Source organism: Fibrobacter sp. UWR4 (assembly GCF_003149045.1).
Lineage (GTDB): Bacteria > Fibrobacterota > Fibrobacteria > Fibrobacterales > Fibrobacteraceae > Fibrobacter.
On record NZ_QGDU01000030.1, the window covers coordinates 20,816 to 44,317 of the forward strand.

Below are 23,502 nucleotides of genomic sequence, written 5' to 3' on the forward strand. Positions count from 1 at the left end.
GTACAATGAAAATTCTATCTTTAAAATTGTATGGAAATAATTCAAGACAAGCTGAAGGTCAGCATTGCCTACACATTGAAGGAACTTTCTGGTAAAATCCTCGAAGAAGTTCCTGCGACCCATCCTTTTGTCTATATCCACGGATACAACAACATTATTCCGGGTCTGGAAGAAGCTTTGACAGGCCACAAGGTCAACGACATTTTTTCCGTGGAAATCCCTACCGAAAAAGGTTATGGACCGTTCCGTGAGGATCTGGTCATCGAAGTCCCCAAGGAAGAACTGCGCGAAATTGGCGAAATCTGGCTTGGCATGGAACTGGAAATGTGCCAGGACGAGGATATTCGCGAATTCCAGCTGCCTGAATCCGAGGACGAGTTCATCGAGGGACTGAACCTGGACAGCGACGAAGACGAAGCCGATGGAATTTACACCATCAAGGAAATCCGTAAGAATACGGTCCTCGTAGACGGCAACCATCCTTTTGCCGGCAAGGACCTGATTTTCGACGTACAGGTGGTGGCAATCGAATCCCCCAGCTTCACCGAACTGGAATCCGGATTCCCGGATAAAAACGAAGACGATTTTAATGAATTTGAAGACGAAGACGGCCAAGGCTTTGGTGACGACTTCGGACACAACCCCGAAAACTACAGGAGATGGCGCTAATGGCATCCATGGACGAACTGAAGAAGGCAGCTGGCGTTAAGGCTGCAGACATGATCAAGGACGGCATGACCGTCGGTCTCGGTACAGGCAGTACCGCAGCCCACATGGTGAACCGCCTTGCAGAACGTATCAAGACCGAAGGCATCAAGGTCACTGGCGTCTCTACCAGCTGGAGCACTACCTTGCAGTGCCGCGCTCTGGGCATTCCCCTGAAGGAAATGGGCGAAGTTTCTCATCTTGACATGGTGATTGACGGCGCAGACGAAATCGACGGCAACCGCAACCTCATCAAGGGCCGCGGTGCAGCTCACCTGCTGGAAAAGATCGTCGCATCCATGACCGACAACTACGTCATTATCGCGGACTCCGGCAAGAAGGTGGACGTCCTGGGCACCAAGTTCGCCGTACCTCTGGAAATCATCCCGGGCGCAATCGCGGTAGTTACCGAACGAGTCGCAAAGCTGGGTGGTGAAGTGAAGGTCCGTATGGGCGCTCCTGGCAAGGATGGTCCGGTCATTAGCGATTCCGGCAACCTCATCGCCGACGCCAAGTTCCCGCCCATCGCAGATGCAGACAAGCTGGCCCGCGACCTGGAACATATCGTAGGCATCGTGGGTCATGGTCTGTTCATCAACATGGCAACCAAGGTGATCCTTGCCGACGCTGACAAGGGCCTCATCGAATTCTAAGACCTGCCCGCCCATTTAAAACTTGAAGACAAAAGTCGCGGTACGTACCGCGACTTTTTCTGTATGCTGCGTCCCCGAAATTTTCCGGCAAAATTCGGCTGAAAAAAAAGAACCCCGGTCCTTTCGAATCGGGGTTCCTTTTTAAGCTTTATAGCTTGCGCAATTATGCTTCGTCGTCAGAGAGTTCCGGAGCCTTCTTGATCACGTTGCGGCGGCCGTAGCGAACCTTGGTCGGATCAAAAGTGGTTTCGACGGGAGCGATATCGTCTTCGGCGACAACCGGAGCTGCAACGGGAGCTGCTGCAGGTGCTGCAGGAGCGGCCGGAGTTTCAACCGGGATACGCGGAGCGAGGGGACGGCGTTCTGCTACTGCGGGAGCTTCGGCAGGAGCGGCTGCGGAGACCGGAGCTTCAGCTGCTGCTACGGGAGCGGCGGCTTCGGCAGGTGCTGCTGCAGCGGGAGCGTTGAATTCACGACGCTGGCGTTCCGGACGGCCTTCACGGCGGTCACGGCGGTTGCCGCGTTCGTTACGCTGTTCGTTGTTGCGTTCGCGGTTAGCGGCAGGCTGCTGAGCGGGAGCTGCGGCAGCGGCCTTGTTTTCGCGATTTTCCTTTGCAGGACGTTCCTTACCGTTGTTCTGGCGATTTTCCTTGTTAGCCTTTTCACCGCGCTGAGCCATTTCCTGGCCGCTGATCGGGCGGCGGGAGTTCGGCTTCAAGTTCATGTCCGGTGTGAGCTTCTTGAAAATCGGAGTACGAAGCATAGTAAGGAGCTTGTTAACCTTAGACAGGATAACGATGCTGAGCACTACGGCGACAACGGCCAGTGCGAGAGCGATGTGTTGTTCCATTCGGGGCACCTCATAAGTAAGGGTTGACCACACAGGCAGGCTGGAAAAAGACCTGCAAGCGGGGTGGCTGTCGTGTGTTTAGGGGATCGGACTTAACCTAGGAGTCTCCGATCTAGCTTAAAGCCATCTTAATAGCGCCTCCTGCGAGGCTTGACGGCCATAAGGCTTCGGGCAAATTGGGCCTGCGAAGCTTTGAAAGGGGGTAGTCGCCTTGGCGACGTACCTATCAGCCACGGGCGCAAATATATAAAAATGTATCGGGAAACGAACTAAAAAACTGCCATTTAGAGCAGTTATTTAGGCACTTAAATGCCCATGTCCAACTTTTCCAGGGACTTTTTCACGGAATCCCCCTGGGCCTGCTTGACGGTAAGCACCGATTCCAGGGAATCGATCTGGGCGCGTAAGCCGTCATTTTCCGCCTGGAGCCTTGAAATCTCCAACTGTGCCTGCTCGTCCGAGCAGGAGGAAAGAGTGAAAGCGGCAAAAAGGGCGGAGACAATCAGAAGTTTAGGCATCATGTCCCAAATCTAAAAAAATTACGGGCTTTTCTATCTTTACTCGCAATAAAAGAATAGGCAGGCAAAATGGACGTTTCCAAGAATAACTCCCCAGAATTACTCCTCCCCGTTGGCACCCGCGACATGCTGGAAGCTGCCGTAAAAAATGGAGCCAATGCGGTGTATTTCGGAGTCCCCTACTGGAATGCCCGCGGCCGTACCGAAGACTTTTCCATGGACGACGTACGAGACATGATCAGGTACGCCCGAATTCATGGAGTACGTACATACCTGGCCATGAACGTCCTGGTGTTCGAGCGGGAACTGCAGAACCTGCCGGAATATCTGGAAAAGATCATCTCCTTCGAGCCCGACGGATTTATCATCCAGGACATCGGTCTTGCCCGCCTGATTCGAGCCATCAGCCCCACCCAGGAAATTCACGCCAGCACCCAGATGACATTGGCCAGTGCGGAAGGCGTCAACCTGGTGAAGTCCATCGGCTTCAACCGCGCCGTGCTTTCCCGTGAACTTTCCGCAAAGCAGATTGCGGAAGTCAAGAAGGGCACCGATCTTGAAATTGAAGTTTTTGTCCACGGGGCACTTTGCGTCTCCTATTCCGGACAGTGCCTCACCAGCGAAAACTTCGGTGGCCGTTCCGCAAACCGCGGGCAGTGTGCCCAGAGTTGCCGCCTCACCTACAGCATTTACGTAGACGGCAAGGAATACCGGGACACCAACGCCATGTACCTGTTCAGTACCCACGACCTTTGCGCCCTCCCCAAGCTGGAGGAGTTGACCCAGATTGGAGTGGAATCCCTGAAGGTGGAAGGTCGCCTGAAGAGTCCCGAATACGTAGCAGCCGTCACCCGCGCCTACCGCAAGGCTCTGGACAATTCCGTAGCCGACCTGAACGCCAAGGATTTGGAACCGCTGGAAGTATTGTTCTCCCGCGGCCTTACTACAGGCTGGCTGGACGGTGACAACCACCAGGAACTGGTGGACGGCACCTTCAGCAACCATCATGGACTTTACCTGGGGCGCGTGGCCAAGGTGGAACGAAGCTCCGTCTTTGTGGAGCTTTCCGACAAGTTCATTAGCGATTTTATGGACGAGGGACTCCCCTATCCCGGCGACGGCATCCTCATCGAGGACAACAACTTCGGCGTAAGTCTTGGCAGCCGCCTCTATAGTGCGGAAATCGTGAAGAACGCCCACAACAAGCGTGGCGACGGCATGCGAGGCCTTGGCCCCCTGCTGCGTCTGGATTTTGGCCGGGATTTCGATACCCGAAAGATCGCCAAGGGCATGGACGTTTTCCGCAACGACTCCCCCGCCCTGGAAAAGGAACTGCGCAAGACCTTCACGGATAGGACGCTGGAAGTGAAGACTCCGATCAATATGAGTCTGGAAGGTTCCGTCGGTAATCCTTTGAAACTGAAGGTCTGGATGCCCAAGTATGCGGTGGAAGTCCGGAGCGAAACTGTTCTGGAGCAGGCCAAGAACGCCGGCGACATCGAAGGACTGGCCCGCAAGGAACTGGGAGGACTATCCTCTACCGCCTACGAGCTTGGATATCTGGAAGTCGCCCTCCAGGGAACGCCCTTTGTACCCGGGAAAGTTCTACGAACCATGCGTCAGCAGGCGGTACAGAAGCTGGACGAAGCACGCCTTGCCTGGCATGACCTCAAGATTAACGCCTCCCGCGGAAAACAGTTCCTGCAGGATATTTCCGCAAAGCACGCCCCTGCAAAGGCAGAACGTCCCGAGATTTCCGTGCTGGTCCGCAACCCTCAGCAGATTTCCGCCCTGAAGGGGCTCGACATCGACAACGTCATTATGGACTTTGACTGGGGCGTGAAGTACGATGAACCGCTAGAACAGATTCGTGACCTTGGGTTCAAGGCGGGCATGGCGACCCTCCGCATTCATAAGCCTGGCGAAAACCATTACCTCAAGAAAATTCTGGAACTTTGCCCCGACTTCGCCCTGGTCCGTAACCTGGGATCCATCTCCATCCTGAAGGATAGCGGCATTCCCCTGAAGGGAGACTACAGCCTGAACGCCGCCAACAGCGCAAGCTACGACTGGCTTTTGTCCCAAGGTCTCGACACGTTACATCCCTCCTGGGACTTGAACAGCGTGCAGCTTTTCGACTTGCTGAAAAACATCGACGGACGCCGTCTGGAGTTGACCCTCCACCAGTACATGCCCGCATTCCATTCCGAATATTGCGCCTTCGCCCGCGGTCTAACCACAGGCCGCCGCTTCCCGGAATGCGGCAAGATCTGTACCCAGCACAAGGTGGAAATCCTGGATCATAAGGGCGAAAAACATTTCCTGCAGTCCGACGCAGAATGTCGCAATACTTTGTTCGTAGGACGACCCCAATCCGCTTTAAAACTTTTGCCGCAGTTACGCACCAGCGGCGTCCATCACTTCCGCCTGGAAATGCTGCAGGAAGATGCCGAGACCGTGCGCCAGAAGGTGCTGATTTACACTCAGGCCATCCGCGGGAAAATCTCCATCGACGACGCCATTCGCCAGGCCGGCATCCAGGAAAAATACGGACTTAGCGAGGGGCAACTCTTCAATGACAGCACCTGGCAGGACCGCAAGAAATAAGGAAAAAGGTTAGGAGAAAAAACGTGAGGCACTTATCATTTATAGCGATTTTCGCCCTGCTCTCAGCCAGTTTATTCATCGGCTGCACCGACATCGGCTTAAGGGATAATCCCAACGATCCCGGTGCAGAAAACTTTCAAGATGGGGATGTGGTATCTGAGGGGGGTGGATACGGCTATGTCTACGACAGCCGGGATAAGCAGTCCTATAGAGTCGTAACAATTGAGAAAAAATACTGGTTTGCGCAAAATCTGAATTACGCAGCCAGCAATAGTTTCTGCTATGACGGAGTGTCTTCTAATTGCAAAAGCAGAGGACGGCTGTACCGTTGGGCAAGCAAGGACCTTTGTCCCGAAGGTTGGGCCGTTCCCACCAAAAAAGACTGGAACGAACTTTTCGATTACGGTAATGGGTACGCTAGATGGTTCCTTTCCAACGAAGGTAGAGTTTGGGGCGATGATGCATGGAATTTGAAAAACAATTACGGATTCTCCATCAAGCCCGCCGGTTACCGATCCGCAGACGGAACCTATAGAGGATTTGACAATCTGACCGGCTTCTGGACCCGGACCACCGAAAGCGACGAAAAGGCCTACTCCGTATGGGTAACATACGAAGACCCTTACCCGGATATCACTCCATACGGAAAAGACAACGCACTCTCTATCCGCTGCATCAAGGAGATATAATGAAGTTACTGCATATATCACTCTTGATGATTTGCCTTCTTTCCAGTTCCGCCTTCGCAAAATTCGTTGCTATCCTGGAAACCATCAGCTATCCGGACTCCCCCGCCTCCCAAAGCGAAAAGCTGTTTATTACCGACGAACTCCGCTCCGACGCCCTGGCAGTTCTTGGAGAACACGACTATGCCATTATGAGTCGTGAAAATATTTCAGAAATGCTCCCCCCGGGAAAGAATATTGAAGACTGCGAAGGGGAATGCCTGGTGGAAACAGGTCGAAACATCGCTGCAGACTATGTGGTCCAGGGGCGTGTAGGTCGATTCGCTGATGAACTGACTTTGACCATTGAACTGTATGAAACGTCTACTGCAAGATTCCTGGGGAGCATTACCTGTAAGCACGAACTGATCCAGGGATTGCGCCTGGAAATGAAGGCAAAGACCTTGGATCTATTCGGCAAGCTCCTTCCCAAGGTAACGGAAAAGCCCGATGAGAAAACATCAGAAGATGTCGATCTGAACCACACGGAGTATAGCTACAACGAAAACGACGTAGAAACGGACATCACGTATGTGGACGAGCATGTGGTTCCCCGCTGGGTCACCTGGACAGCCTTTACCTTGGGCACTATCGCAACCGCCATGGGTGTCCTAAGTAATATGGAAGTGAAATACGCCCGTCAGGAATACGACGATATGGGCGCCGGCTACTCCGTAGAAGCATTCAACGAACAATGGCGGGATGTAGAGTATACCAAAACGGCCAGAAACATTTTTTATGGCGTAGGAATACCACTTCTCGTGATAAGTACAGGGTTATTTATCTTTGACTAACCCGCCATTTACTATATTTTCGCCGTAAAATTTTTACTTAAAGGGTAATACAATGAAACGTACTCATAACTGTGGCCAGCTCCGTAAGGAAGATGTTGGCCAGACCGTAACTCTCTGTGGTTGGGTGGATCGTCGCCGTGACCACGGTGGTGTGATTTTTGTGGACCTCCGCGACAAGTATGGCAAGACCCAGATTGTGTTCAATCCGGATTACAATGCCGACGTTATCAAGAATGCAGAAACTCTCCGTAACGAATACGTGATTTGCGTTACCGGTAAGGTCTACGCCCGTGAAGAAGGCAACGCCAACGAAAAGCTGGCAACAGGCGACATCGAAGTGAAGATCAGCGAACTCACCATCCTGAACGCTGCCCAGACTTCTCCCCTGGCCATCAACGACCCCAACGAAGAATGTAAGGAAAACGACGACCTCCGCCTCCAGTACCGTTACCTGGACCTCCGTCGTCCCTGGATCCAGAAGAAGCTCATGCTCAAGAGCCGCTTCCTCCGCGCTGTCTACGACTTCTTCTATGAAAACGGTTTCGAAAACATCGAAACTCCGGTGCTCTGCAAGTCCACTCCGGAAGGCGCACGTGACTACCTGGTTCCCTCTCGTGTGAACGCTGGTAAGTTCTACGCTCTCCCCCAGTCTCCGCAGCAGTACAAGCAGCTCCTCATGATCGCTGGCATGGACCGCTACTTCCAGATCGCCAAGTGCTTCCGTGACGAAGACCTCCGTGCCGACCGTCAGCCGGAATTCACCCAGATCGACGTTGAAATGTCCTTCGTAGACCAGGACGACGTGATGGGCATGTTCGACAAGTTCGTTACCGAAGTTCTCGGTAAGGTTTGGAACTTCGAACCTCCCAAGAAGATCCGCCGCATGAAGTGGGCTGAAGCTATGCTCAAGTACGGTTCCGATAAGCCGGACCTTCGCTTCGACCTAGAAATCCATGACGTTTCCGAAATCGGTGCCAAGAGCGAATTCGGCGTGTTCAAGAACTGCGTTGCCGCTGGTGGCAAGATCCGCGGTATCGCTGCTAAGGGCTGCGTTGACTTCACCCGTAAGCAGATCGACGAACTCACCGCCTACGTTGCAAAGTACGGTTCCAAGGGTCTCGTATGGATGCGCGTCAAGGAAAATGACGAAGTTGAAACTCAGGTCGGTAAGTTCTTCACTACCGAACAGCTCAACGAACTCCGCGACGCTGTTGGCGCAAAGTGCGGCGACATGATGTTCTTCATCGCAGGTCCGGAAAAGATCGCAGCTACCGCTATGGGTCAGCTCCGTCTCGAAGTCGCTCGCATCAAGGGCCTCCGCGACCCGAAGAAGCGCGAATTCGTCTGGATCACTGAATTCCCCATGTTCGAATACAGCGACACCGAAGGCCGCTACATGGCTATGCACCACCCGTTCACCAACCCGCTGCCGGAACACTTGGACATGATGCTCTCCGGCAACCTGAAGGATTGCAACGCCGAAGCCTATGACCTTGTTCTTAACGGTGTTGAAATCGGTGGCGGTTCTGTCCGTATCCACAACCCTGAAGTTCAGGAAAAGGTTTTCCGCCTGCTCGGTCTTACCGAAGAACAGGTTAAGGAAAAGTTCGGCTTCTTCGTGGACGCCTTCAAGTTCGGCGCTCCTCCGCACGGTGGTCTCGCCTTCGGTCTGGACCGCGTTGTTGCAACTATGGAAGGTGAAGAATCCATCCGTGACTTCATCGCATTCCCGAAGAACACCAGCGCTTCTAGCCCCATGGACCAGTGCCCCAGTGATGTTGACCTGCAGCAGCTGCAGGACATCCACATCGCCGTGCAGATGCCCAAGAAGGCTTAATAAGTCGATGCTGACGCAAGTCAGCATGACCATCAGTCCTTCTGAACTTGTTTCAGAACCTGCTAAAAAAAGAACCTCGCAAGCGAGGTTCTTTTTTTTTACAAGCTGATTTATTTATTCATCACTTGTTCTTGGAATAATATCCGTAATAGCCGTATCCATATCCGTAACCGTACTTGCCGGCTTCACGTTCACAGTGATTCATGACGAAAGCCTTAGGCTTGTCGCCAAAGCGGTTAATCTTGTTAACGGATTCCTTGATTTCGTTCATGCTATGCTTTCCATAATGGAGAACAAACAGACTCATGTCCACCACAGGATAAATCAGTTCAGCGTCGGTGACCATGCTCATGGGAGGCGTATCTACAATAACGACTTCAAACTGTTTACGAGCTTCATCCATCAAGTTCTTGAAATTATCACCGCGTAAAAGTTCACTGGGAGAAAGTCGAGAGTGACCCGAGGAAACAATAAACAGGTTTTCCGCTTCAGGAGACGGCTTGGCAACTGCAGCCAATTCGCAAGTTCCACCAAGCAATTCAGCCAGGCCCATCTTACTTCCGCTATGATGAACGCCACGGCGCATATCAGCGTCAATTAGCAAGGTTTTCTTTCCGGCTTCTGCATACAGGGCAGCCAAATTCAGGGATACAAAACTCTTGCCCACCCCAGGAATCAAACCAGAAATCATCATCACTGGATGGCCTTGAGTCGGCAAGGTAAAATCAACAGAAGTCAGTAAGCTACGGAACGATTCACTTACACGGTCTTCAGGATCGGTAATGACAATGGGCCTGCGTTTCTTGCTCTTGGAAGACTTGCCATGATGTTCAGGAATCTTGGCATAAACGCTGACACCCGTGGTATTTTCTACTTCGGTACTGCTACGTACACCGTTATGGAGCATTCGGAGCAAGTAGATCAGAAGAGCGGCCATTACGAAGGATGCGGCGATTGCACCCATCAAGATATGCGTCTTCTTAGGTTTGCTGGGGCGGTCTTCCACCATGGCGTAGTCCACCACGCGTACGTTACCCACTTCGCCAGCACGAACCACTCGAAGCTGCTCGATATTGTTGAGCATGGTATTATAGATGGCGTTATTCACCTGGACGTCTTCCTGAAGGCGAAGCACTTCCTGCTGGGTCAAAGGCATCTTTTCGGCATTGGCCTTCAACTTTGCCAGTTCAGCCCGAAGCTTGTTCTGCTGCTTGGCAATGGTTTGTACAGCAGGATGTTCCTGCTTGAACAGGCGGGTCGCCTCCTGGTACTGCTGGTCCAGTTTCAGGAGCTGTTTTTGCAAGTCCACTTCTTTCTGCAAGTGTACTTGAGTTTCTCCCGTCAAATCCACGGAACCGATCTTATGGCGGTAATCCGCCAGAATTTTTTCGGAAGAATCCAGTTTCGCCTTAATGGAGGGAAGTTGCTTTTCCAGGAATTTCAGGGACTTTTCCGCTTCGGCATTACGTTTTTCCACATTGCGGCGAACGTAGGTATCTGCAATGGCATTCAAGATAGAAGCAGAACGATCCGCATAACGATGCTTCAGGGACACAGTAATAATGCCGGTCTGCTTCCCCTTTTCGCTAACGGAGAGCTTGTGAGCAAGGCTACGGATTGCAGACAAGGGCGTAAGCTGACGCAAGACAAACTGCTGACCTTCAATGCCGCGCATGAGGCGCACGCGCATCACAAGGGTGTCGCCAGCATAGGGCGCACGGATAGTTTCACCAATATCCGCCTTAGCAAGAACCGCACCTTCGGGAGTGATGACTTCATAAGAATTCACGCCTGTAACCTGGGCGATCCACTTTTCCTTACGGGCAATCTCAGGAATGTCCAGTTCGTCAATATCCATTCGGCCTTCACGATGCAGCAGACGATCCATCTTTCCGATGGGAACCGCATTGAATCGCAGGTGTTCTTCTTCGACAACATAAGCGAGAACGCTACGACTTTTGACCAGCTCAATTTCAGCATCAGAGGGGCTTGCCATATCAAGCAAGGCACCCATTTCACCCATGGCCCTGGAAACCTTATTACCACGAATGTCCACTTGAATCATGGCATCGCTGGTGTATTCGGGACGAATCCAGTTCATCAGGAGAAAACCAAATAGGCCACCCATCAAGAGGAAGACGAAAATGATATGTTTCTTGGCCCATAAAATTCCAATGACCTCAAGCAGGTCAATGGAATCATCTGTCTTCAAGGGCTCAGAAGCCTGATTTACAGAGTTTTTCTGATCATTGCTGTCCATATTTTCTCCTGGATTGGATAAAAATAACTTTTTCATTTCCAAACATTGGAGGAAGGACGTGACTCAGTTCACATACCGCCTGTATTTTTGAAATTTCTTGTTAACATAACCTGAATTACAGGGTCTATCCAATATGCATTATGTATTTTTGCCGCAACCTTAACACCTCGGAGAGTTCCGAGGACTAATATGGAGATGAAAAATGAAACTTTCTACTCGTGCAATTGCAGAAGCAATCGGTACATTCTGGCTCGTATTCGGCGGCTGCGGTGCAGCTGTGCTGGCCTGCGGCGTTCCGACCAATGGCATCGGCTATGTTGGCGTTTCTCTCGCCTTCGGTCTGACCGTTCTCACCATGGCATACGCTCTCGGTCACGTTTCCGGTTGCCACCTGAATCCGGCTGTTACTCTCGGCCAGGTCGCAGGCGGCCGTTTCCCGGCTAAGGAAGCTCCGGCTTACATCATTGCACAGGTAATCGGCGGCATTATCGCAGCAGCAGTCCTTTACTGCATCGCTCAGCCGGACCTGACCAACGCTGGCATTGGCGCATTCGCAACCAACGGCTGGTCTGATTCCCTCACCAACGGCCTCAACGCCTTTGGCGGTAAGACTTCCGGCATGTGCAGCGCCTTCCTCATCGAAGTGGTTCTCACTGCAATCTTCCTGTTTGTCATCATGGGTGCTACTGACGGTCGCGCTCCCGCTGGTTTTGCTCCTATCGCCATCGGTCTGTGCCTCACCCTCATCCACCTGATTTCCATTCCGGTGACCAACACTTCCGTGAACCCGGCTCGCTCTACCGCAGTTGCAGTGTTCGTCGGCGGTGCAGCAATCAAGCAGCTGTGGCTCTTCTGGGTGGCTCCGATCCTCGGTGGTGTCATCGGTGGCTTCGGCTACAAGATGCTTGCCGAAAAGAAATAAACCCGACGTCATGCTGAACTCGGGTCAGCATCAGGGCGACTGCAAAAAAAACGGGACTATAGTTCCCGAAGTATTTGAAAGCAATGTGGCAATAGTCACATTGCCTTTTTTTATGCGATTTTTTAATGTAAAGAATTGCTCACAAAACAACTATTACGGGAAACATTATTTACTTTCAATCATGGTTTAGTGTTATGGGTTTTTGGATTGATTGAATTTTCAGAGGTTTCTCGTGAATAAAAAAATCGTCCTTCTTTCCTTGTGTACCGCTGGTGCACTCCTTACAGCTTGTTCTGACGATCCGTCCTCTCCTAACGTAGAACCCAATCTGGGTTATTCTAGCGCGATCGAAGAGCCTATTATCGATCCTATTACGGGTGAAATTATTCCCACCAGTTCTGCTGCAGTCACCGATCCCGTCATCGATCCGAATACCGGCGAAATCATTCCCGCAAGTTCTGCAGCATCCGCCCCTATTGTGGATCCGAACAATCCACAACCCATGAGTTCCGCCGTCGTCCAGCCTGGCATGAGTTCCGCCGTCGTCCAGCCTGGCATGAGTTCTGCCGTCGTCCAGCCGGGCGTAAGCTCCAGCGCAGCAGCCCCCGCGCAGAGTTCTTCCAGCGGTCTCAAGGATTACAACGACAACCACGCCCCTAAGGAAAGCTACCTGCCCGCAGCAGGCTTCTATTCCAACCTGACAATCCAGCCTCTCAGCGGAAAGCAGGGCGGCCAGGTCAAGTGTACTTTTGACGGTTCCTTCCCTACCCAGAATTCCGAATCCATTACGGCAGCCAAGCAGATTACCGAAAACACTGTCATCCGCTGTTCTGAATTCTTGAACGGCCAGGCCTTGGATACAACGACCCAGACTTACTTCATAAACGAAAAGGTTTCCATGCCGGTGGTGGCATTGACCGTGAATCATCACGACATGTTTGACTCTACCGACGGCCTGTACGCTACCGGCAACCTGACCAACAACGGCGGCGCGGGCGGCATGTGGGGCGGCATAGGCGTTGGCGGTGACGACACCAACAACCCCAAGTGTACTGAACCTTGTAAACAGGCCAACTTCTGGAAAGAAGACGAACTCCCCGTTCATGTGGAATTCTTTGAAAACGGAAGCTCCACCAAGACCAAGAACTGGGAAATCGACGCAGGCATTTCCATTATCGGTAACTACAGCCGTTACAAGCCCAAGAAGAGCGTCGCCATCAAGATGGACGATTCCCTCTATAACGACAAGAGTCTGAAGTATTCCCTCTTCAAGACCCGTCCGGAAGCCAAACGCTTCAAGAGTTTCAATCTCCGTAACAACGGTAACCGCTTCTGGACCGACTACGCAGAAGACGCCATGCTCACCAGCCTGATGGAAGGTACCGAAGTGGATTACCAGCGTAGTCGCCAGGTTGTAGTTTTCTACAACGGCGAATATTTTGGCATCCACGACATGCGTGAACGTTTGAACCGCAGCTTTGCAGAAACCAACTACGGCATCGACAACAAGTCCATCAATGTCGTCAAGAACTGCAGCAACGGCGACAAGGGCTATCAAAATGGATGGTGCCCCAGCGGTACCAACGGAGCCTCTGCCAGCGAATTTGCACAGTTGGTAAACCAAATTACTACCGGCAATTTCGAAGGTGAAAACAACCAGTCCTACAAGCAGGTTTCCGAAAAGTTGAACATGGTCAGCTTTGCCCAGTACATGATCGCAGAAATGTACTCCCATAATGGAGACTGGCCGAATAACAATATTCGATTCTGGGGTAGCCCCAACAAAGGCATCCCCTTCAAGGCAATGATGTTCGACCTTGACCATGGTTATGGTTTTACTCCGGGTATCATGGACTTTGATGTAGAAAACCAGAACATGTACCAATGGGTATTGGGTAGCGCCACCATGGACAACAATGGTGGAAACCAGGGCGGTCAGCAGCCAGGCATGGGCGGCTGGGACATGGGCGGCTTTGGCGGCGGTGCAAATACCACCCTCGGTCAAATGCTCAAGAAGCTTCTTTCCAATCCCGACTTCAAGCGTCTATTCATCAACCAGGCAAGCATTCTCCTAAACGAATACTTGACTTACGAAAAAGTGCAGAAGGCTTTCCAGAACATCATGTCCACCATCCCCTCCTCCGAACAGCAGCGAGACGAGCAGAGATGGCCCCGTAACCAGGCAAAATACCACTGGTCCCCGGATGGAAGCGACATCATGCAGTTTGCAAGGAACCGCACCGAAACCGTCAAGCAGGAAACCAAGCAGTACTTCGGTCTTTCCGATGAAGTAAGCGTTTCCATCAATGCCAGCGGAATGGGTTCCGTCCTTGTGGAAGGAACAAAGCTTCCCAGCTCAAACTACAGCGGAAAGTTCTTCAGCGGCACCTCCATGAAAGTTGAGGCTGTTGCAGGTTCTGGCGCAATATTCATGGGCTGGTCCGACGGTTCTACGGAAAACCCGCGAATCGTGCAGATCAACGGTGCAACCACAATCACCGCACAGTTCAAGTAAGCAGCAACGATTTTCCTCCTAACCCCCAGACCTGCGACCTTCACGGAAGCAGGTCATTTTTTTTGATATTCTAATGATTTTTTTTCGCGACTCTCGCTTGCGGGGTTTTAGAGGGTGAGTGAAAACACACCCCCTAGGAAAGGGGGTAGCGAACAACATGGTGTGAGCGAGGGGGACTTTTCCCCCGCCAAAATTTTGTTATATTTTATGCGTAGATTTTTTAACCCGCCCGCTTTTTTTGTGGGCTTAAATCCAAAAGGAAGAAACAATGGCTGACAATCTGTCCGTCCTCGGCAAGGCTCGTAAGGCCTACCAGCCGAAACTCCCCGTCGCTCTCCGCAAGGGCGCTCTCAATGTGGCACTCAACAAGGGTAAGGCTACCGAATCCGTCTCTGATCAGAAGAAGATCAAGGCTCTGTTCCCCAACACCTACGGTGCTCCCTACATTCAGCTCAAGGCTGGCAAGGCTGCTGCCGCTGCCAAGGCTTTGAACGTTGGCGTTGTTCTTTCTGGCGGTCAGGCACCTGGTGGCCACAACGTTATCGCTGGTCTCTTCGACGGTATCAAGTCCATCAACAAGTCCTCCAAGCTTCTCGGCTTCCTCGGCGGTCCGTCTGGCCTCGAAAACGGCAAGTTCATCGTGATCAACGAAAAGATCATGGACTCCTACCGCAACACTGGTGGTTTCGACATCATCCAGTCCGGCCGTACTAAGCTGGAAACTGAAGAACAGTTCAAGAAGTGCATGGCTGTTGCCAAGGCTCAGAAGCTGGACGCTATCGTCATCATCGGCGGTGACGACTCCAACACCAACGCTGCTGTTCTCGGTGAATACTTCCAGGCTAACGGCGCTTCCTGCGTTGTTTGCGGCTGCCCCAAGACCATCGACGGCGACCTCAAGAACGAATACATCGAAACCTCCTTCGGTTTCGACACCGCTGTGAAGACCTACTCTGAACTCATCGGCAACATCATGCGCGATGCCAACTCCGCTCAGAAGTACTGGCACTTCATCAAGCTCATGGGCCGTTCCGCTTCTCACATTGCACTCGAAGCTGCTCTCCAGACCCATCCGAACATCTGCTTGATCTCTGAAGAAGTCAAGGCTAAGAAGATGAAGCTGAAGCAGGTCATCAAGTACGTTGCAGACATCGTTGCTGCACGTGCTGCTGACGGCAAGAACTTCGGTGTTGCTTTGATTCCGGAAGGCCTCCTGGAATTCATCCCGGATGTTGGCGTTCTCATTTCCGAACTTTCCGAAGCTCTCGCTCATCACGAAAAGGAAGTCGAAGGTCTCGACACCGCTGCTAAGGTTGAAAAGCTCTGCAAGTGGGTTTCCAAGGCTTCTGCTGAAGTTCTCGTTTCCCTCCCGGCATTCGTTCAGGCTCAGCTCATGCTGGACCGCGACTCCCACGGTAACGTTCAGGTTTCCCTCATCGAAACCGAAAAGCTCATCATCGACATGGTGAAGAGCGAACTCAAGAGCCGCAAGAACTTCAAGGGCAAGTTCTCCGCTCTCAACCACTTCTTCGGTTACGAAGGCCGTTGCGCAGCTCCGTCCAACTTCGACGCTGACTACTGCTACAGCCTGGGCTACACCGCTTCCGTTCTCGCTTTCAACAAGATGAACGGCTACATGAGCTCTGTCCGCGACCTGACCAAGGGTATCGAAAAGTGGACCGCTGGTGGCATTCCTATCACCATGATGATGAACATGGAACGTCGTCACGGTGCAGACAAGCCGGTTATCCAGAAGGCTCTCGTTGTTCTCGACGGTGCTCCGTTCAAGTTCTTTGCTGCTAACCGCGAAGAATGGGCCAAGACTGAATCCTACACCTATCCGGGTCCGATCCAGTACTGGGGTCCGTCCGAAGTTTGCGACGTCACCAACTTCACCATCAAGCTGGAACGCGGCGCAATGAAGGTTAAGAAAGGCAAGTAAAGCGCGGGTGCTTGCACACGCATTTTCTTGCCGCAAAACCTGCGCTGCAAAGCAGCGCCAGGTTGCTGCTGCTAAGAAGCCCGCTAAGAAAAAGTAATTGTTGCGGTCACAGTCGATTAATAGCAGGCAACTGCAGGTTAAGTTCGGCGCGGCCTACACAAGCTTAAAGAAAGGTTCCCTCGCTACGGCGCGGGAGCCTTTCTTTTTTGAAGATCGCTTACCTTTCGGCATTTTTAAGCATTTCAAGGGCGTTTTTTCGGTGAACAAAGGACTAAACTTTCATTTTTTAGATTTTAGTCCTTTGCCGAACAGCATTTTTTCAAGAAAACGCAACAGACCAGCCTCCAACAAAGGACCATTTCTTTATTGAAGCTCATTTTAGTCCTTTTTTTATACAAGATTTCCCTGACACGCCTCACATTACATCACATACAACGTAACAAAGCGACATTTTCAGAGGACCAAATTATCATTAATTTCAATTTGGTCCTTTCTCACTACAAAAAATTGTGTCGCATGCGATTTAATTTTATCGCACACGATATATTTTACTATATTTACCCACAAAGAAATTCTTTACTATTAGAACTATGCACGAATCTTTGAAACTGGACAATCAACTTTGCTTTAGGCTTTATACGGCCTCCCGCCTAGTGACGCAGGCTTACCGCCCGTTGCTGGACAAGTTGAAAATTACCTACCCGCAATACCTGGTCATGCTGATCCTGTGGGAAAGCGACAACGTATGCATCAGCACCATAACGGAACGCTTGCTGCTCGAAACAAACACCGTTACTCCCCTGCTGAAGCGCATGGAAGACCTGGGCCTCATCAAGCGCATGCCTAGCAAAGAAGATGCACGCCAGAAGATTATCAGCCTCACGACAAAAGGCAGAAAACTGCAAGACAAGGCGAAAGAAGTCCCCACCTGCCTAGTCAGCGAAATGGCAAAAAGAAATGTCGACTTGCAAGGTCTCAGTTCCATAACCCCTATTCTCGACAATTTAATTCACGCACTTCAATAAAAGGAGAAGAATCATGGCTTGCGCAAACTGCAAAATTAGAGCTCAATACGACAAGAATCCCAAGTCCGTCATCGGCCGTCTTTGGCATTTTCACACCAAGTTCTGCCCAGGTTTTAAGGCATACCTGAAAAGCCTCAGTGACGAAGAACGTGCAGAAATCTGCGCCAAGTACGACATCAAGTAACCGCGACTCGCTAGCTATTCGCAAAATCAACTGCAAACTTATTCATAATCCCACCGGCGAGCCCCAAGGAGCCCCGCCTGTGAAAAAAGTCCTCCAGAAAATCAAGGAACAGTTAGCCAAATTGTCCTTCAGGACCGGCGTCATTGTCCTGTTTCTCTGCATCCCCTGCTACATTTTTTCCTTCGCCCAGATGGCGCTGGATATCGATGCAGCTGTCAAAGGCGTTCTTTGGGTAATTTTCTTCGGGCTTGCCAAAACGTTCCAATACGGAGGCCTAACCATCCTTGGCGTGGAAGGCGTAAAGCGGCTTAAGGCTAAATTCAAGAAGCGCTAATCAACATTTTTTCTAATTTGCTATTCATGGACAAATCCAGAGCATCAACAGAAGCACCCTCTGCTGAATCCCTTGGCAAAACAAGCCCCAAAGAATGTTGCAAACGAGAAATCTACGCGGACTTACTTCGCATTATAGCCGCCTTTACGGTCGTTTTCCAACACACGGTTACATCCGTCTGGTATACGGTTCCTGTGGATTCTAGCGATTTTGCGGCTTTAAACTTCTTGAATAGCTTGAGCAGGTTCGGCGTTGGCGTGTTCATCATGATCAGCGGAGCATTCATGCTTTCGCCCAAGTACCCGCACCCGCCAGAGAAAATCTTAAAGCACAACCTCCCCCGCACTTTGATCCCCCTAGTATTCTGGGTCATTTTCTACGGCGTCGTAGAACAGATTAACGTGAATATCGCTGACGGAAGTTTTGCTGCGGGTGATATCGCAGGCATCGTCACGGATGTGCTGTCAGCCCCACTCCTCCTGTTTACAAAACCCGCAGGACATCTCTGGTTCTTATACACCATCGCAGGTCTCTACATCCTGACGCCGCCCCTTCGGGTCTTTACCGAACACGCCTCCCGCAAGATGGTTCTTTACGTCATCGGGATTTTCTTTGCCTTCGGGCTACTGCTCCCTACGGCAAGTCACCTGCTGGCAAAGTTCGCCGACTTTAACCTGTACAAGAACATCAGCATTCAGGGAGCCACCTCCTTCGTGGGCTTCTACCTGACAGGATACTACATCGCGAACTTCGGGGTAAGCGCTAGAGCCCGCAAGCTTTTGTATGGAGCGGGACTAGCCTCGTGGATTGTGGCATTCGTTGCCGCCACCTACATTAGCGAACTTCACGACGCACCCAACGAATACTTTTTCGGGAACTTCAGGCCAACAACCTACCTGATGGCAGCGGGAATATTTGCGGCCATGCGGGCGGCCTTCAGCAAGGAATCCCGCGACGTACAATCCCGCGACGTACAATCCGATAACGTACAATCCCGCGAACAGTCCAATGCGCAAAGTCGCAAGATAATTCTCCGGAAGGTCACAAACATCGCCTTGAATTTTTCCGGATGCATGATGGGCGTATACCTCATTCACCCGCTGTTCATCAAAGCCTTCTACGGCCTTCACTTGACGGTGCTGGAGCCCCACCCCATCATTACCGCACCTATAGCAGCAGTGGTTTTCTTCCTGCTATCACTTGCCGTTGTATACGCCTTCCGGAAAATTCCAGGCATCAAGAAAATTCTATAGCCGACAGTCACCCTGATGAATATCAGGGTCTGCGTTTTTATTCTAGATGGGAATGCGGATGCAGACATTCGTCAACATGACGTTCTGATTAGCTGTTCTGCGTCTCGCTTGTACTCAGCAGATAGGCGTTAATAAACGGCTTAATCTTTCCGTCCAGAACGCCTGCAGTGTCGGAGGTTTCCACACCCGTGCGCAAGTCCTTTACCATCTGGTACGGCTGCAGCACGTAGCTGCGGATCTGGCTCCCCCATTCCACCTTCTTCTTTTCGGCCATACGTGCATCACGCTTGGCTTCTTCTTCCAGGCGGTAATGTTCAGCCACCATGGTCTTCAACATCTTGTAACAGGTTTCACGGTTCTGAATCTGTGAACGTTCGGTCTGGCAGCTCGCCATAATACCCGTAGGCAAGTGAGTCATACGAACTGCGGAGTCCGTCTTGTTGATGTACTGACCACCGGCGCCGCTACTGCGATAGGTATCCACACGGACATCAGCCATATCCAGATCGAACTCCACGTCTTCGTGTTCCGGGTAGAGATACACTGCGGTAAAGCTTGTATGACGGCGGGCGTTTGCATCAAAGGGGCTGATACGCACCAGACGATGCACACCAATCTCGGAACGAAGCAGACCGTAGGCATTTTCACAGGTCACTTCAATGGTAGCGCTCTTCAGGCCAGCGTCTTCCGCTTCCTGGAAGTCCACCACCTTGAAGTCCATCTTTTCACGTTCAAAGAAGTGCGTATACATGCGGAACAGCATCAAAGCCCAGTCCTGGGACTCGGTACCGCCGGCACCCGGGTGAATGGAAAGCAAGCATGCGCAGGCGTCATCGGGGCCATTAAGCATCTTCTTGAATTCCATTTCCTCGATCTTTGCCTTAAGGTCGGCTATGTCGGACTCGATGGACTTGGTCAAGTCTTCGGACTCTTCGTCCTTGCTCATTTCATAAAGTTCCGCCAAGTCGTTACAAGCAGTAGAAACTTCATTCCACTTGTTCAGAAGTTCGCGCAAATTGCCGATCTTCTTCATCATGGACTGAGCCTTTTCCTGGTCATTCCACAGGTTGGGGTCGTTAGAGTCTTTTTCGAGGACGTAGAGTTCTTCGGTCTTAGCCTCTAAGTCAAAGATACCCCCAGAGCTTATCGATGCGAGCGCGCAAGTCAATAAGCCCGGTATGTGTAGTCTGAAATGCCATTCTATTCTCCTATAAAAAAAGCAACGGCTTTGATTCGCCGCTGCTTCTTATTCAAATGTAAGCGAATTACTTAGCAGAGCCGATTGCCTGAGGCGGAGTGTACTTGGAGTCCAGGTACTGGACCTTGTAAGTCTTGCCCAGTTCATCCAGGTAAGCCTTCAACTGCATCTGGCGTTCCTGTTCGTGCTGCATCTTCAGACCGTTTTCGATCTGGTTCTTGTAGCTTTCGTACTTACCGTCGTTACGACCAGTAAGCATAAAGATGCAGACGCCATCCTTTTCGGTATAGACGTCGGAAATGTCACCCACTTTCAGCTTTGCGATAGCCTTTTCGAATGCAGCGCCGTGAGCCTTGGTTGTGGTAATCATCATGCCACCAGTCTTCTTTGCATCCGGATCGTCGCTGCTCTGGACGACCTGCTGGGCAAAAGCCTGCACAGCGTAGTTGAAGGGCATCTTCTTGACACGGACGCTGGAACGGATCTGGGCTGCCATACCCTTCAGCATGTCCTTAGTGTCGGCGATATCCTGAGCGGACTTACCCTTGGTGCTAACAAACAGACGGATACCGCTAATGGAATCGTTGATGGAAACCTTGTGCTTGTTCAGTTCCCAGTAAGCCTGCATCTGCTTTTCGGTCGGGTCAGCAGGATACGGAACCTTCTTTTCCAGGAGCATTTCGCTCTTCAGCTGGTCTTCAAGCTTGCCCTTGAACTGAGCCATGGTAGTGTTAGACTTCTTCAATTCCTTCTGGAAGGCATCTTCGCTGGGGAACTGCTTCTTGAAGAGAGTTGCCAGGCTATCGACCTTGGCTGCAGGAACCTTCAAACCCTGCTTCTTGGCTTCCAGCTTGATCAATTCCTGACCCACCAGGTTATCGATTACAGCATAACGGAGCTGAGTCATGGTCTGATCATCAATCTTCTTACCGCGAAGCTGCTGTTCACCCAGCATCTTTGCCAAGCTATCAATCTTACCGGCAGAAATACCAACCTTGTCAACGCGAATCACGTCAAGGCTCTTAGAATTCATCAACTGAGCAGAAGCGATACCTGCAGTCAAAAGCAGAGCTGCAGCACCACGAGAAATCAATTTAAGGGACATTATTTAATCCTTGTTAGAAATTTTTCACGGAAAATATAGAAAAAGTGACTACGATGAAGTACTTTTCCGCCCGAATTGGAATTGAAAATGGGTCAGAAATCGCTTTTGCGGGTCTTAGGCAGCTGGATTTTTTTGCGCATCACAAAAAGACGTAGTGCAAACGTAAAAGCAGTTGTTATTAAGATCTGCGGAGTGCTTCCTAGGTTTGAAAAATCCAGTGCATAAAACAAAATTCCACCAATCAGAGCCGCCGTCGCATAAAAGTCGCTTTTGAGAACCTGTGGAATTTCGCTTACCAGCAAGTCGCGAATCAAGCCGCCACCAGCCGCAGTAATGGCGGCAAACAAAATAACAGAGTAAGGTCCAGCCGCCATGGCGCTAGCCTTTGCTGCACCAACAGCAGTAAAGAAGCCCAATCCCAAGGCATCTGCCACAAGAATCAAAGTTCGGATTTTACGAATCCTCTTGCGCATGGCCAAATAGAAAAACGCACCCACAAAGCAAATGGGAATATAGATAGGATTGGTCAAGGCCGCCGGCGGCGTAGCCCCCAGCATCACATCACGCATGATACCTCCCCCAATTCCTGTAACCGTGGCAAGCACAATAAGGCCAAGCCAGTCCAGCCTGTAACGAACAGCCTTTTCCGCCCCCGAAATAGCGAAGGCGAAAGTACCCAGAATGTCAAGAACCATGAGAAGCATAAGTGAACGCAAATATAAAAATAAACTATCTTGTGTTCGTTGGGAAAAGGAGTCGCAATCAGCCATGATCAACCAGGTAAATCTTAAAGACGAAAAGTACCTGCAGGAGTACGAAGCACAAGTTAGCAAGCTTCCTCTTGAGGAACTTTACGAAATCCTGGACATGATCCAGAAAGATCCTTCCCCGGAGCGCATCCACATCGTAGAAGCACGCATCCGTTACCTCGAAGAACATCCTAGCGAAAAACCTGAGGGTCTGTTCCCCGACTTGGAAGAAAATGCCGAAGATTCCATAAAAACTTCAGACTGCATCACTTGCCCTAAATGCCTCGGTCAAAAAAAGAGACTTGAATGGCTATTCGGCAAATGCAAGAAATGCGACGGAAAAGGGTTCATCCAAATGGCAATCTGCCCCGACTGTCTTGGGGAAGGCAGAGCATCCGACCAAACCGTCTGTAAAACCTGCAAAGGCAAAAAGATCATTCGCGCAAACGAAGCGAAGCAGATTAAATGGTATCAAAGAATGTGCTCTGAATTTGTCGCCAAGCCCGAGATTCTAGTTCTTTCCAGCCTGGCTACCATTGGAGCCTTGGCGTTCTGCGCCAGAATCCTAAGCGGGTTGTATTTTTTAGACCGGCATTTTTTGGAAACTACAGAAGGGCATTGCATCATTGCAATTCTAGTAATCGCCCTCATCTGTTTTGGAATTATAGCAGAAATACTGCTTCTTGGATCAAAGCAACTGCCCGAAAGAAATCACATCAGAAACATCTACATTCTTCTCATCATTGCCGCATTGGGAGCAATGGTCATTGCGGGCCCTATCACGGGAAGCACCTGCGTCCTGGAATACAAGGCAAAGGAATACCTGTGCAACAAGATGGAATGTACACGAGTTACAATCCATAAAGATTTATCGGTTTCCGACAGGGAACAAGAACTTCTCAAGGACAGCCTGAATTTGCACACGCCATCCTTCTACAAAGGTACCGCCTATTTCAAGAATGGCGATTCAACGGAAATCTCTGTAATATACGACCGAACATCCCTCAACAAGCATTTGGGTACAGGTCGTTTCTCTATTCCATATTACACAATTACATATCGAATCTACGCCATTCCGGGTAAGTAGGTATTCTACTCCAGCACCAGGTGGTACGTCCTACGCTTGGCGGCTTCGTCGTCGCAAATGACGCAAAACCTACAATCTAAAATTCTTGACCAGAACACCCTTGAATTCAAAACTTTCGTGGCCTGCATAAACCACAGTTTTTTCGGCTCTTCATCAACATGTGTGGGTGGCTTCGCCACCCTTTTTTGTTGACTTTCGCCTAAATTAAACAAAAAATGGGCTATTTTCTAAAATTTAAT

The 23,502-nt window shown here is 50.9% G+C and carries 20 protein-coding genes; 14 read left to right on the forward strand and 6 right to left on the reverse strand.

Annotated elements, in window-relative coordinates; translation table 11 throughout:
* The first annotated feature begins 30 nt into the window (after positions 1-30).
* Positions 31-669: a peptidylprolyl isomerase gene (locus BGX12_RS11920; protein ID WP_109736284.1), complete on the forward strand. Its 639-nt coding sequence runs from the start codon at positions 31-33 to the stop codon at positions 667-669.
* Positions 669-1,358, forward strand: a complete 690-nt coding sequence (rpiA, locus tag BGX12_RS11925) for a ribose-5-phosphate isomerase RpiA (RefSeq protein ID WP_233246381.1) — start codon at positions 669-671, stop codon at positions 1,356-1,358. The genes BGX12_RS11920 and rpiA overlap by 1 nt, the downstream gene beginning before the upstream one ends.
* A gap of 163 nt (positions 1,359-1,521) precedes the next feature.
* On the opposite strand, the gene BGX12_RS11930 is transcribed toward rpiA, so the two are convergent.
* Both BGX12_RS11930 and BGX12_RS11935 read right to left on the reverse strand, forming a co-directional pair.
* Complete coding sequence (locus BGX12_RS11930; protein ID WP_109736286.1) at positions 1,522-2,208, reverse strand: hypothetical protein; 687 nt, start codon at positions 2,206-2,208, stop codon at positions 1,522-1,524.
* 305 nt (positions 2,209-2,513) lie between these two features.
* Complete coding sequence (locus BGX12_RS11935; RefSeq protein WP_109736287.1) at positions 2,514-2,729, reverse strand: hypothetical protein; 216 nt, start codon at positions 2,727-2,729, stop codon at positions 2,514-2,516.
* 66 nt (positions 2,730-2,795) lie between these two features.
* On the opposite strand from BGX12_RS11935, the gene BGX12_RS11940 reads away from it, so the two are divergent.
* From BGX12_RS11940 to aspS, 4 genes are read left to right on the forward strand one after another with little or no spacing between them, the layout of a single operon-like run.
* Complete coding sequence (locus BGX12_RS11940; protein WP_109736288.1) at positions 2,796-5,333, forward strand: U32 family peptidase; 2,538 nt, start codon at positions 2,796-2,798, stop codon at positions 5,331-5,333.
* Positions 5,334-5,356: 23 nt separating this feature from the next.
* The gene (locus BGX12_RS11945; protein ID WP_158278240.1) at positions 5,357-6,022 is read left to right on the forward strand and encodes an FISUMP domain-containing protein; all 666 of its coding nucleotides are present in this window, start codon (positions 5,357-5,359) and stop codon (positions 6,020-6,022) included.
* Positions 6,022-6,852 (forward strand): hypothetical protein, encoded by an 831-nt coding sequence (locus BGX12_RS11950; protein WP_146196330.1) that lies wholly within the window; start codon positions 6,022-6,024, stop codon positions 6,850-6,852. Before BGX12_RS11945 ends, BGX12_RS11950 begins: the two co-directional genes overlap by 1 nt.
* Before the next feature lie 52 nt (positions 6,853-6,904).
* Positions 6,905-8,689 carry an aspartate--tRNA ligase gene (aspS, locus tag BGX12_RS11955; RefSeq protein WP_109736291.1) on the forward strand — a complete coding sequence of 595 codons (1,785 nt, stop codon included), beginning with the start codon at positions 6,905-6,907 and terminating at the stop codon, positions 8,687-8,689.
* Positions 8,690-8,810: 121 nt separating this feature from the next.
* On the opposite strand, the gene BGX12_RS11960 is transcribed toward aspS, so the two are convergent.
* Entirely contained in the window at positions 8,811-10,949 is a 2,139-nt protein-coding gene (locus tag BGX12_RS11960) for a polysaccharide biosynthesis tyrosine autokinase (protein ID WP_109736292.1), read from the reverse strand.
* Positions 10,950-11,151: 202 nt separating this feature from the next.
* On the opposite strand from BGX12_RS11960, the gene aqpZ reads away from it, so the two are divergent.
* The 7 genes from aqpZ (at position 11,152) to BGX12_RS11995 (ending at position 19,124) form a co-directional block, all read left to right on the forward strand.
* On the forward strand, positions 11,152-11,871 hold the full coding sequence (gene aqpZ, locus BGX12_RS11965; protein WP_109736293.1) for an aquaporin Z: 720 nt from the start codon (positions 11,152-11,154) through the stop codon (positions 11,869-11,871).
* A gap of 232 nt (positions 11,872-12,103) precedes the next feature.
* Positions 12,104-14,386, forward strand: coding sequence for a CotH kinase family protein (locus tag BGX12_RS11970; RefSeq protein ID WP_233246382.1), 2,283 nt, complete (start codon positions 12,104-12,106; stop codon positions 14,384-14,386).
* A 268-nt stretch (positions 14,387-14,654) separates the two neighbouring features.
* Positions 14,655-16,328 carry a diphosphate--fructose-6-phosphate 1-phosphotransferase gene (locus tag BGX12_RS11975; protein ID WP_109736295.1) on the forward strand — a complete coding sequence of 558 codons (1,674 nt, stop codon included), beginning with the start codon at positions 14,655-14,657 and terminating at the stop codon, positions 16,326-16,328.
* A gap of 590 nt (positions 16,329-16,918) precedes the next feature.
* Complete coding sequence (locus tag BGX12_RS11985; RefSeq protein WP_109736297.1) at positions 16,919-17,353, forward strand: MarR family winged helix-turn-helix transcriptional regulator; 435 nt, start codon at positions 16,919-16,921, stop codon at positions 17,351-17,353.
* Between the two features lie 13 nt (positions 17,354-17,366).
* The gene (locus BGX12_RS15660) at positions 17,367-17,537 is read left to right on the forward strand and encodes a hypothetical protein (RefSeq protein WP_199220769.1); all 171 of its coding nucleotides are present in this window, start codon (positions 17,367-17,369) and stop codon (positions 17,535-17,537) included.
* A 79-nt stretch (positions 17,538-17,616) separates the two neighbouring features.
* Positions 17,617-17,871 (forward strand): hypothetical protein, encoded by a 255-nt coding sequence (locus BGX12_RS11990; RefSeq protein WP_109736298.1) that lies wholly within the window; start codon positions 17,617-17,619, stop codon positions 17,869-17,871.
* Positions 17,872-17,897: 26 nt separating this feature from the next.
* Positions 17,898-19,124: an acyltransferase gene (locus tag BGX12_RS11995; RefSeq protein ID WP_109736299.1), complete on the forward strand. Its 1,227-nt coding sequence runs from the start codon at positions 17,898-17,900 to the stop codon at positions 19,122-19,124.
* Positions 19,125-19,212: 88 nt separating this feature from the next.
* Here the strand turns inward: BGX12_RS11995 and prfB are convergent.
* From prfB to BGX12_RS12010, 3 genes are all read right to left on the reverse strand, one after another.
* A protein-coding gene (gene prfB, locus BGX12_RS12000) for a peptide chain release factor 2 (protein WP_109736300.1) occupies positions 19,213-20,323 on the reverse strand; the annotation gives its coding sequence in 2 pieces (ribosomal slippage) (positions 19,213-20,250 and positions 20,252-20,323; 1,110 coding nt in all).
* Positions 20,324-20,389: 66 nt separating this feature from the next.
* Positions 20,390-21,427: a SurA N-terminal domain-containing protein gene (locus BGX12_RS12005; RefSeq protein ID WP_109736301.1), complete on the reverse strand. Its 1,038-nt coding sequence runs from the start codon at positions 21,425-21,427 to the stop codon at positions 20,390-20,392.
* A gap of 92 nt (positions 21,428-21,519) precedes the next feature.
* The gene (locus BGX12_RS12010; RefSeq protein ID WP_158278241.1) at positions 21,520-22,131 is read right to left on the reverse strand and encodes a trimeric intracellular cation channel family protein; all 612 of its coding nucleotides are present in this window, start codon (positions 22,129-22,131) and stop codon (positions 21,520-21,522) included.
* 64 nt (positions 22,132-22,195) lie between these two features.
* Here BGX12_RS12010 and BGX12_RS12015 point away from each other — a divergent pair, with 64 nt between their 5' ends.
* Entirely contained in the window at positions 22,196-23,263 is a 1,068-nt protein-coding gene (locus BGX12_RS12015) for a hypothetical protein (RefSeq protein ID WP_109736303.1), read from the forward strand.
* Positions 23,264-23,502: the final 239 nt, after the last annotated feature.

Excerpts from the sequence above, each read along its gene's own strand:
- BGX12_RS11920 (WP_109736284.1), top strand. The coding sequence starts at position 31 with ATGGAAATAATTCAAGACAAGCTGAAGGTCAGCATTGCCTACACATTG.
- rpiA (WP_233246381.1), top strand. The coding sequence starts at position 669 with ATGGCATCCATGGACGAACTGAAGAAGGCAGCTGGCGTTAAGGCTGCA.
- BGX12_RS11930 (WP_109736286.1), bottom strand. The coding sequence starts at position 2,208 with ATGGAACAACACATCGCTCTCGCACTGGCCGTTGTCGCCGTAGTGCTC.
- BGX12_RS11935 (WP_109736287.1), bottom strand. The coding sequence starts at position 2,729 with ATGATGCCTAAACTTCTGATTGTCTCCGCCCTTTTTGCCGCTTTCACT.
- BGX12_RS11940 (WP_109736288.1), top strand. The coding sequence starts at position 2,796 with ATGGACGTTTCCAAGAATAACTCCCCAGAATTACTCCTCCCCGTTGGC.
- BGX12_RS11950 (WP_146196330.1), top strand. The coding sequence starts at position 6,022 with ATGAAGTTACTGCATATATCACTCTTGATGATTTGCCTTCTTTCCAGT.
- aspS (WP_109736291.1), top strand. The coding sequence starts at position 6,905 with ATGAAACGTACTCATAACTGTGGCCAGCTCCGTAAGGAAGATGTTGGC.
- BGX12_RS11960 (WP_109736292.1), bottom strand. The coding sequence starts at position 10,949 with ATGGACAGCAATGATCAGAAAAACTCTGTAAATCAGGCTTCTGAGCCC.
- aqpZ (WP_109736293.1), top strand. The coding sequence starts at position 11,152 with ATGAAACTTTCTACTCGTGCAATTGCAGAAGCAATCGGTACATTCTGG.
- BGX12_RS11975 (WP_109736295.1), top strand. The coding sequence starts at position 14,655 with ATGGCTGACAATCTGTCCGTCCTCGGCAAGGCTCGTAAGGCCTACCAG.
- BGX12_RS11985 (WP_109736297.1), top strand. The coding sequence starts at position 16,919 with ATGCACGAATCTTTGAAACTGGACAATCAACTTTGCTTTAGGCTTTAT.
- BGX12_RS15660 (WP_199220769.1), top strand. The coding sequence starts at position 17,367 with ATGGCTTGCGCAAACTGCAAAATTAGAGCTCAATACGACAAGAATCCC.
- BGX12_RS11995 (WP_109736299.1), top strand. The coding sequence starts at position 17,898 with ATGGACAAATCCAGAGCATCAACAGAAGCACCCTCTGCTGAATCCCTT.
- BGX12_RS12005 (WP_109736301.1), bottom strand. The coding sequence starts at position 21,427 with ATGTCCCTTAAATTGATTTCTCGTGGTGCTGCAGCTCTGCTTTTGACT.
- BGX12_RS12010 (WP_158278241.1), bottom strand. The coding sequence starts at position 22,131 with ATGCTTCTCATGGTTCTTGACATTCTGGGTACTTTCGCCTTCGCTATT.
- BGX12_RS12015 (WP_109736303.1), top strand. The coding sequence starts at position 22,196 with ATGATCAACCAGGTAAATCTTAAAGACGAAAAGTACCTGCAGGAGTAC.